The organism is Ruminococcus sp. OM04-4AA, from assembly GCF_003462585.1.
GTDB lineage: Bacteria > Bacillota > Clostridia > Lachnospirales > Lachnospiraceae > Mediterraneibacter > Mediterraneibacter faecis.
Genome location: NZ_QTZH01000077.1, coordinates 1 through 9,079 on the forward strand (window position 1 = coordinate 1; position 9,079 = coordinate 9,079).

Genomic DNA, 9,079 nt, shown 5'->3' on the forward strand with positions numbered 1-9,079 from the left:
ACAACATGGTTATGGGATTTTATACATTTTTTTATAATTGAATTTTAGACCTCTTGCGAATAGAAAATGGTGCTTAATTATTATATAATTTTACCAACAAAACACAACAAGGAGGAATGAAATAATGTTAAAAGTTGGAATGTTTACATCGGGATATCAGAGGAATCCGTTGGAGCATTGTTTTATGGATGCTAAAGAGTACGGTTATGATTATATCGAGCTTTGGGGTGGGCGTCCACATGCATATGCACCGGATCTGAAAGCGGGAGATATTAATGAAGTTCGCCGATTAATTGAAAAGTATGAAATGCCGGTGCTTGGTTACACACCGGAGCATAATGCTATCCTTACAATTATATGATTGGTTCAGAGGCTCAGAGAAGAGATGCTGTTGATTATCTGAAACTGTCTCTTGAAATGGCAAAAGAGATGGGTGCGGAATTTGTACTTACAAGTCCTGCAAACGGCGGATATCTTGCTACATATGATCAGTTGTGGAGCAGATTAGAAAAAAATATTCAAGAGTTGGGAGATTATGCAGCAAAACTAGAAATCAAGCTAGTAGTTGAAGCTTTAACACCGTATGAATCTAATTTCTTTACAAGAGCAAATGATTTGGTGGAGCTATTTAGAAGAGTGGATAATCCATATGTAGTCGGCATGTGTGATATTGTTCCACCATTTGTACAGCATGAAAGTATTATGGCATATTTTGATAAACTCGGAAATAAGATGGATCATATGCATATTATTGATGGAGAAAATGGATCAGACACCCATATGATACCAGGAGAGGGAAATATTCCAATTAAAGAAATGCTATATGAAATGAAACGAATAGGTTATGATAAAACTGCAACACTTGAATTGGTTACAAATTATATTAACGAACCACGTTTTTATGCGAAACGTGCCATTGATAACATGCGTGAGCTAATGGCCGAGGCAGGAATCGTTTAAATGTGAAAGTGAATAAATAAAAAGTAATAGATTATTTAAGAAATTGTGATAGCGAAGATAGATAGCTGTTTACAATATAAAAGCATCGAAGATAATAGGAAATTAAAAAAAGAAAAGTCGTGCACAAGATTTTTCAATTATACTCTGTTTAAAAGGAAAGGAGAGTTTTTATGTCTGAAAACAAAAACGAACTTGCTCGTAAACTTGGACTTGGCGCTGTTATTGCACTTGGCGTTGGTACTACAGTAGGCTCTGGTATTTTTTCATCTTTATCTGAGGTAGCAAATGCTGCCGGTAGTAGCTTGTTTCTGGTATTAGCATTCATTATAGGGGGATTGCTTCAGATTCCATCAAACTTTGTATATTCGGAATTAGCATCTGCCTATCCAGAGGATGGTGGACAATATGTTTACTTCCGTGAAGCAGGATCTCGACCACTCGCATTCTTGTGTGGATGGATCAGCTTTTGGGCAACTGACCCACCGTCAATTTCAATCATGGCTTTAGCAATTGTGAATTATCTTGCATTTTTTGTTCCGATTCATGGTTTTGTATTAAAGCTGGTTGCTGTAGTATTTGTATTAATTTTCATGGGAGTACACATACGTTCGGTAGAAGGCGGTGGAAAATTCCAGACAATTATTACAGCTCTTAAAATTTTACCATTTGCATTGGTTATTGGTATTGGTTTATTCAATCTTCAGGGGGATATTTTATTATCTTCTGCACCTTTGGAAGGATATGCAAAAACTGGAATTGCTGCGCTAATCGCAGGTGTAGCTTCAACAACATGGTCATATGATGGTATGGGAGCTGCTTGTTATATGTCAGGCGAAATTAAAAATCCGAAAAAGAATATGCCTTTGGGTCTTATTCTTACAGCAGTTATTGTACTAGCTCTTTATGCAGGATTAACATTTGTAGCTTCTGGAATTCTTTCTATTGATGAAATGGCTACATCTGATGCTCCAATCGCATTGTTGGCATCTAAGCTTCCAGGAATTGGACAGTATGCAGGTACAATTGTTGCAATTATGGCAATTATTGTTGTAATTGGTTCATTATCATCTTGTATTATGTTCCAGCCACGTATCGAGTATGCTATGGCGAAAGATAATTTATTCTTTAAATCTTTTGCAAAAGTTCATCCAAAATACGAAACTCCTTATTTTTCAATTATCGTACAGTGTGCGGTTGCAATCGTATTAATTTTTGCTTCAAACTTGTCAGCATTGCTAGGATACTTTACAATGGTAGCATTATTAAAGAATGTGCTTACATTCGGTACAATCTTTGTGCTTCGAAAAAAAGGCAAAGAACATGGATACGATCCATCTTATAAATGCCCAGGTGGTCCAATTATGCCTCTTATTGCAATTATTATGACAGGTACACTTATCTGGGGTCAGCTTACATATGCGCCAATGCAGAGCTTAATTTGTGCGTTTGTGGCAGTAGTTACAGGACTTCCAGTATTCTATTATTGGGATAGAAAAAATAAAAGAGAAAGTGCATAAGCATTAGCTTAATATGTTGAGAAGGTGAGAACTGTATGGAGAAAATAAAAAAAATTCGTCCGCAAGATATGGCGATGGAGCAGATTCAATGGTATATACAAGAAAACCAACTAAAACCACATACACAGCTTCCGAGCGAACGGGAGTTGTGTACAATGTGGCAAATGAATCGTTCCACTCTCCATACAGCTATTCAACAACTAATTGAAGAAAGAAAACTATATAGTGTAAAAGGCTCTGGAACCTTTGTGGCACCTCCGAGATTAGTTAGGGATATAAAGGGAATTCAGTCTACTTCGGAAGCAATGAGAAAAACAGGGTACTTTCTTTGGACAGAAGTATTAATCTCTAGAATTGAGACGTGTGATGAATATATTGCAAGAAAACTTCAGATAAAAGAGGGAGATAAAGTATTTCATTTATATCGCTTGCGGATTAGAAACAATGTTCCTTTGATGATTGAGAATAGTTACATTAATTACGAACAGTGTGAAGGTTTGGAAGCTCACAATTTTGCAGAAGAATCTTTATATAAAGTTCTAGGGGATTTAGGCATATTGTTGACTAAAGGGACGGAGAAAGTAGGAATTACATTTGCCACAGAAGAAGAAGCTAAATTGTTGAAGGTAGAAGAAGGACAATACTTGTACTATCAGTCAGGTGTTGTAAACGACGATAGAGGAGTAGGTATTGAGTTTTTTAGGATTATGGCGAGACCAGATCAGGTACAATATACGAATGTTCTAACAAGGCGAGACACCAGATAAAAAAGGAGTGATATCGTATGAGATTAGCGGCGGTTGGAAGTAACTGTATTGATTATTATAACAATATAGATGGTGGAAAAGCATTTCCGGGGGGAGGCCCGGTAAATATGGCAGTTTATACACTCCGTTTAGGAGGAGAGGCTGCATATATTGGACCAGTAGGTGATGACGTCTACGGACAGATTATGATAGAAACTATCAAAGCGAAAGGCGTTGACACTTCGCATTTGCGTGTAGAAAAAGGAAAGACAGCCGTTACCCAGGTTGAATTGATAGATGGCGAAAGAGTATTTGGAGATTACGACGAAGGCGTATTGGAAAAATATAAATTAACAGATGAAGATATTGATTATATCAAAAATTTTGATGTTGTAATTTGTGATGTTTGGGGCAAAGTAGAAGGACAGTTTAAAGAGTTGAAGGAAAAAGGAATTGTTACTGCCTTTGATTGTGCGACAAGCCAGATTCAGAGGAAAGTGTAAAAGCGATACCATATACAGATTATCTCTTTTATTCTGTGGATACAGGAGATACTAAAGAGGTAAGAGAACAAATGGAAAGAATTCAAAAACAGGGACCTAAGCTTGTCATTTGTATGATGGGAGAAGAAGGCAGTTTGTGTTATGATGGTGAAAGATATCATCGTTTTGGAATCGTTCCTTGTGATCACCTTGTAGATAGTATGGGAGCTGGAGATAGTTATATTGCTGGATTTTTAACAGGAATTGTAGATGGACTTTCCATAGAAGGAGCAATGGAAAAAGGTGCAGCAAATGCAACAGAAACATTAAAGTATTTTGGAGCATGGTAACTAAAAAATAAGGAGCCGAAATATGAAAACTGCCTGTAAAAAAATGATCACTCAGCAAGTGAGTGAGATTTTAAGAATAGAAATAGAAGATGGCGATTTATATCCTGGTACAAAAATACCTACAGATACAGAATTGGCTGAAATGTTTGGTGTTCAGAAGCAAATTGTGAGAACAGCCATAGAAGTCTTGGTCAAAGAAGGATTGTTGAAATATATTTCTGATAAAGAAATATATGTTTTAGGACATAAAATCGAACGAGACATGGAAAAATTAGAAGGTTTTACACAAACAATGTTAGATAGGAATATGAAACCATCTTTTAGAATTGTGTCCAAGTATCTAAGAATGGCAGGAAATTTGTATGGAAATATGTTCGGCATTAAACCAGAAGATCCTATTTTTTATATTAAGCGCATGTGTTATGCTGACGGAGATTCGGTTTCTTTAGAGGAATTATATATACCGCATTATTTAATTCCCAAAATGGAGGGGATTGATTTATCGGTGTTTTCTGTGTATGAAGTATATGAGATGTATGGGATTCATTTAGCGGAAGCAGAGCAGACATTGGATTTGGTTCGTCCTAGTTTGAATGATGCAAAACTGTTGGGAATAGATGCAGGAACACCCATGATGTTGTTTCAAAGTCTTACGTATGATACGGATGGAAGGGCAATCGAATTCAATCGCAATTATGTGCGTGGTGATAAATGTAACTTTAATGTACAGTTTTCAGATAAAAGGTAAAATTAAAATAATGGGATTATTTACAGGAAATTTTTATTCCAAAAATTTAAGAATGACAACACAGATTAATGTTATTTTCCCGGATGTTTCTAATGATGTAACACCTCTTTATGAGGGAACACCGAAGGTTCTTTATTTACTTCATGGACTGTCAGGAAATAGTGATGAATGGACGCGATTTTCTAAAATTGAATATTATGCAAAAAAATATAATTTCATAATAATTATGCCTGAAGTTCAACGTAGTTTTTACACAACAGGAAAAGTTGGAATTGATTATTTCCATTATGTTGCAGATGAACTTCCAGCTATTTGTGGGAAATGGTTTCATTTGGATCAAAGACGAGAAAATACATTTATAGCTGGAGAGAGTATGGGTGGATATGGTGCAGTGAAGATTGCATTGAATAGACCAGAGAAGTATGAAGCTGTGGCAAGTTTATCAGGAGTACTCGATTATGTAGGATTTACGGAGATGGTACTTGCCGGAAATTGGGAAGATATGTCGCCACAAGAAATACAGAGTTTTCATGGAGAAGCAGGAAAACCAGAAGAGTGGGAAAATCCACTGTTTTTGGTAGAGAAACTTGCTAAAGACGAAAATCGTCCAAGGTTAATTCAATTTTGTGGTACAGAAGACTTCTTATATGAAAATAATCAGAAATTTAGAAAAGTCGCTGAAAGTAATGGTTATGGTCATGTTTATATGGAAGGACCAGGGGATCATGAGTGGCCTTATTGGGATAAAATGATTCAACGTGCTATACAATTTTTCTTAAATTTAGATTTGCAGACAACGAAATTGTATTAAAAAAAAGTAGTGAAAGGGGATATCAACTATGAAATATGAAGCAAAAGCGTGGAAAGAAACAGAAGGAGCTTGTTTGCGTAATTTTAACGAGCAAGCACAGATTGATAGTGTGAATGGAGCACTTGCTCTTCGTCCGCAGATTGAAAAAATTATTGATCAAATCTGGGAAGAAGGATTTGATGGAATCTATTTTATTGGTATTGGAGGTACTTATGCTTCCAGTATGCAGGTGGAAGTATATATGCGTGGCCGTTCAAAGCTTCCAGTATTTGTTGAAAATGCAGCTGAGTTTTTGACTACAGGAAACAAAAAATTTACAAATAAATCTGTAGTAATTATATCTTCAGTATCTGGAAATACAAAAGAAATGGTTGAATTAGTGGACAGAGTACATGAAAAAGGTGCAAAAGTATTTTCATTCATCGATAATCCAGGTACTACTCTCACACAGCCTGACAAGCAAGATTATCTGATTGTTTATCCAATGAATGAGCAGTTGAAATTTTATATGGTTGCAAATTACTTGATGTATAAAAATGGTGAATTTGATGATTATGACCGTTATAATAAAGAGATGGAAGCTAATCTTGCGGATGTATTAGCTCAGGTTGAGAAAGATTCCGATGAGTGGGCATATGAGTATGCAAAAAATAAGGTGGCATTTTGGAAAGAACATAAAGATCTTCCTCATTACTTTATTGGATCAGGAAATCAGTATGGGGCAACATATTCCTATGCTATGTGCTATTGGGAGGAGCAGATGTGGATCCGTACAAAATCTATTAGCTGTCAAGAATTTTTCCACGGAATGCAGGAGATTATCGTTGAAGATACACCAGTTACTCTGTTTATGGGAGAGGATGAACAACGACCATTAGCTGAGCGTGTTGCAAAATTTCTTCCACGTGTAAATGCAAACTATACTATTATTGATACAAAAGAACATGAATTAAAAGGAATTAGTCCAGAATTTAGAGGAACAATTTCTCATTTGGTAATGCATGGTGTTAATAATCGTGTAGATGCATATATGGAGCTGTTTTTAAGACATCCACTTTCTATTCGTAGATATTATCGTCAGTTTGATTATTAAGAATTAGATTTTTAAAAGATATTGGTAGAATGAGTGCTGTTACACGAAGTAATTGTACAGAGACTCTTTGCTATGTAAATAGTCAGGTGAAAAGGTTAATTGAACTATTTCACCTGACTATTTTTAGAAATATAAAATCTGGCGGGGCGAAACTCAGGTCATTGCTCAGTAACCACGAAATAAATGAAGATGATTAATCGGAATGGTGATAAGCTGCGACAGCCCCTTTACATTTTGATGTCCACTCTTCAATGAATTATCATACGAATATATCTTCAATACTTTATAATTCAAGAGTAATAATAAGGCTATTGGCATGTACTTTTGCAACAATATTTCCGCCAAGAATGGCAACAAGTGTTTTTACTACCGCAAGTCCCAATCCTGTACTTCCATTATGTCTTGATTTATCGCCTGTATAAAAACGGTCAAAAAGTCGATTGCAATCAATTTCTGAACTGTCACTCATTGGATTTTCAATGGTAAATATAATATTATTATTTTCTTTCTCCATAAGTGTTATTTTTATCATTCCAACAGAATACTTAATTGCATTTGTCAACAGATTTTGTAAAATTCGTTCTACCATATTTTTATCAGAATATACGTATATTGAATAATCTGGGAGATTTATTTCGGGTAAAATATTCTCCTTTTCTAATGCAACGGCATTTTCCGTAATTAAATTTATTAACATATTAGATATATTAAACTTTTCTTTTTCTGGAACTGTCTGCTGTTCCTCCAAAATAGAAAGGTCATAGAATGTTTCTACCAATTCTTTCATTTTTTCGGCTTTGCTAAAAATCACTTTTACACGCTGTGCTTGACTGGATTCCCAATTTTCTTTTTGCAATAATTGTAAATGACCAAGAATGACTGTAAGAGGTGTACGCAAATCATGTGATATATTAGCAACAGATTCTTTTAAATACTCTTCATTGCGTAATACGCCTGCAACAGCCTGTCGTTGTCTGATATTATATTGATTCAATATACCAGCCAGTCTTTCTAAATCTTTATCAATCAACGAAATGTCTAACATCTGCTGTGAATTTCCAGAATTCAATTCATTAACTTGATCCGCAAGATTACGGATTTGTTTTTTTAATTGAATATATCGAAATAGCAGTATTACTAAAAATATTGTTATGATAATTAAAATCCATTCTATGTTAGACATTTTCTCCACCTATTTAAAATCACATTTACAAAATTTTATCCACGAAAGCAATACCAATATACCAGACCATATACATCCTACTAAAATAGCTATCGGTTGAAAAAAGGTTTTCATGCTGACAACGATTCTGATTTGATAAGTAGGTAAAAAACCGACTGGTAATCTCAACATCATTCCATAGCCAAGATATAAGCTAAGACCAAAAATAATAATTGCTGTAACCGAAGTTGCTTTTACAGCATCCTGTAAATAGCAACAAATAAGTATTGCAATTAGAAATATCGCACTATTAAGCAGACAAGAATAAATGATTGCTTTTATAATATTGTAAAAAAACATTCCCACGTCTGCAACACCAAAGCGTCCAAATTCCCTTATGCACCCTGAAACTGGATAGACAAGAGCCATAAGATTAAAAGCAATTAAATACGATATTATTTTACTTGTAAAAATTTGTTTTCTGGAATGTCCAGCACTGACCTCTAAGTTTATTGTTCTCTTAGAAAATTCCTGTCCTAAAATCAATGCAAGTATAGCCGACATGATGATAAGAAGAAACGTAGAATCATACACCATTCCATTAAAAATATCAGCAAGAGAAGAAACAATTTCTTCTGTCGGTCCCATGACCTCTGTAACATAAGTATCTGCTGTAAAAAATCCTAAAATAAATATTCCAATCATACCACACCAGTAAATAGAATTATGTAACAACTGATATTTTTCCAGTTTTAATAATTTATCCATAAAAAACACCTCCGGTTATTTCAAGTCTGTATGTAAAAAAGCACTACCTGCAATGAAATATAAAATAAAATTCCATAAAAAATCTACAAACAAGCAAAAGTTTGTCGAATAGACCTTTTGCAATGAAATTAACCTAAGTTGTCCCATTGGTATTATTCTGCTGATTATTTGTGCAGATTCACTGTTCAGTAAAAAAATCATAACAAAAAATAAAACCATTGAAACTGTCAGTGTTTTCCCCATATCACGAAAAATAAAAGCAAAAAACATCGGTAATGCACACAGTGTTATCATGGCAAACAGAGTTAGTAAAACCATAGTATATGTGCTATCATTCCAAAAAAGTTTTTCTCCAATATAAAATTGACTAATAATTCCATGTACAAATAATGGAAATACCAGAATGATAATACAACCTATTTGAGATACAATTAACTTTACT

Annotated in this window: 11 protein-coding genes and 1 pseudogene; 9 read left to right on the forward strand and 3 right to left on the reverse strand. The window is 34.7% G+C overall.

The genetic code is table 11. From position 1 onward, the window contains the following. Positions 1-124: 124 nt before the first annotated feature. The 9 genes from DXB52_RS17520 to DXB52_RS14255 all read left to right on the forward strand — a co-directional run bounded on the left by DXB52_RS17520 (position 125) and on the right by DXB52_RS14255 (position 6,707). A complete protein-coding gene (locus DXB52_RS17520; protein WP_472520341.1) occupies positions 125-361 on the forward strand; it encodes a hypothetical protein in 237 nt (78 codons plus the stop codon). Continuing rightward, complete coding sequence (locus DXB52_RS14225; RefSeq protein ID WP_472520343.1) at positions 358-960, forward strand: TIM barrel protein; 603 nt, start codon at positions 358-360, stop codon at positions 958-960. The genes DXB52_RS17520 and DXB52_RS14225 overlap by 4 nt, the downstream gene beginning before the upstream one ends. A gap of 170 nt (positions 961-1,130) precedes the next feature. Continuing rightward, complete coding sequence (locus DXB52_RS14230; RefSeq protein WP_117579571.1) at positions 1,131-2,477, forward strand: amino acid permease; 1,347 nt, start codon at positions 1,131-1,133, stop codon at positions 2,475-2,477. Between the two features lie 35 nt (positions 2,478-2,512). Continuing rightward, positions 2,513-3,244: a GntR family transcriptional regulator gene (locus tag DXB52_RS14235; protein WP_117569740.1), complete on the forward strand. Its 732-nt coding sequence runs from the start codon at positions 2,513-2,515 to the stop codon at positions 3,242-3,244. A 17-nt stretch (positions 3,245-3,261) separates the two neighbouring features. Then, complete coding sequence (locus DXB52_RS17525) at positions 3,262-3,726, forward strand: PfkB family carbohydrate kinase (RefSeq protein ID WP_472520347.1); 465 nt, start codon at positions 3,262-3,264, stop codon at positions 3,724-3,726. 71 nt (positions 3,727-3,797) lie between these two features. Then, complete coding sequence (locus DXB52_RS17530) at positions 3,798-4,055, forward strand: PfkB family carbohydrate kinase (RefSeq protein WP_472520349.1); 258 nt, start codon at positions 3,798-3,800, stop codon at positions 4,053-4,055. Between the two features lie 22 nt (positions 4,056-4,077). Further along, entirely contained in the window at positions 4,078-4,803 is a 726-nt protein-coding gene (locus DXB52_RS14245; RefSeq protein ID WP_117542068.1) for a GntR family transcriptional regulator, read from the forward strand. A gap of 10 nt (positions 4,804-4,813) precedes the next feature. Further along, on the forward strand, positions 4,814-5,614 hold the full coding sequence (locus DXB52_RS14250; protein ID WP_055146685.1) for an alpha/beta hydrolase: 801 nt from the start codon (positions 4,814-4,816) through the stop codon (positions 5,612-5,614). A 28-nt stretch (positions 5,615-5,642) separates the two neighbouring features. Then, the gene (locus tag DXB52_RS14255; protein ID WP_055146688.1) at positions 5,643-6,707 is read left to right on the forward strand and encodes an SIS domain-containing protein; all 1,065 of its coding nucleotides are present in this window, start codon (positions 5,643-5,645) and stop codon (positions 6,705-6,707) included. Positions 6,708-6,990: 283 nt separating this feature from the next. Here DXB52_RS14255 and DXB52_RS14260 read toward each other — a convergent pair whose 3' ends face one another. The 3 genes and pseudogenes from DXB52_RS14260 to DXB52_RS14270 form a co-directional block, all read right to left on the reverse strand. Continuing rightward, the gene (locus DXB52_RS14260) at positions 6,991-7,890 is read right to left on the reverse strand and encodes a sensor histidine kinase (RefSeq protein WP_118107892.1); all 900 of its coding nucleotides are present in this window, start codon (positions 7,888-7,890) and stop codon (positions 6,991-6,993) included. 9 nt (positions 7,891-7,899) lie between these two features. Further along, positions 7,900-8,637, reverse strand: a complete 738-nt coding sequence (locus DXB52_RS14265; protein ID WP_035403273.1) for an ABC transporter permease — start codon at positions 8,635-8,637, stop codon at positions 7,900-7,902. Positions 8,638-8,652: 15 nt separating this feature from the next. Beyond that, positions 8,653-9,079: pseudogene (locus DXB52_RS14270) on the reverse strand (ABC transporter permease); the annotation flags it as partial.

Bases quoted from the DNA above. Each gene is read 5' to 3' on its own strand.
- DXB52_RS14255 (WP_055146688.1), top strand. From the start codon at position 5,643: ATGAAATATGAAGCAAAAGCGTGGAAAGAAACAGAAGGAGCTTGTTTG.
- DXB52_RS14250 (WP_055146685.1), top strand. From the start codon at position 4,814: ATGGGATTATTTACAGGAAATTTTTATTCCAAAAATTTAAGAATGACA.
- DXB52_RS17520 (WP_472520341.1), top strand. From the start codon at position 125: ATGTTAAAAGTTGGAATGTTTACATCGGGATATCAGAGGAATCCGTTG.
- DXB52_RS14225 (WP_472520343.1), top strand. From the start codon at position 358: ATGATTGGTTCAGAGGCTCAGAGAAGAGATGCTGTTGATTATCTGAAA.
- DXB52_RS14235 (WP_117569740.1), top strand. From the start codon at position 2,513: ATGGAGAAAATAAAAAAAATTCGTCCGCAAGATATGGCGATGGAGCAG.
- DXB52_RS17530 (WP_472520349.1), top strand. From the start codon at position 3,798: ATGGAAAGAATTCAAAAACAGGGACCTAAGCTTGTCATTTGTATGATG.
- DXB52_RS14245 (WP_117542068.1), top strand. From the start codon at position 4,078: ATGAAAACTGCCTGTAAAAAAATGATCACTCAGCAAGTGAGTGAGATT.
- DXB52_RS14265 (WP_035403273.1), bottom strand. From the start codon at position 8,637: ATGGATAAATTATTAAAACTGGAAAAATATCAGTTGTTACATAATTCT.
- DXB52_RS17525 (WP_472520347.1), top strand. From the start codon at position 3,262: ATGAGATTAGCGGCGGTTGGAAGTAACTGTATTGATTATTATAACAAT.
- DXB52_RS14230 (WP_117579571.1), top strand. From the start codon at position 1,131: ATGTCTGAAAACAAAAACGAACTTGCTCGTAAACTTGGACTTGGCGCT.
- DXB52_RS14260 (WP_118107892.1), bottom strand. From the start codon at position 7,890: ATGTCTAACATAGAATGGATTTTAATTATCATAACAATATTTTTAGTA.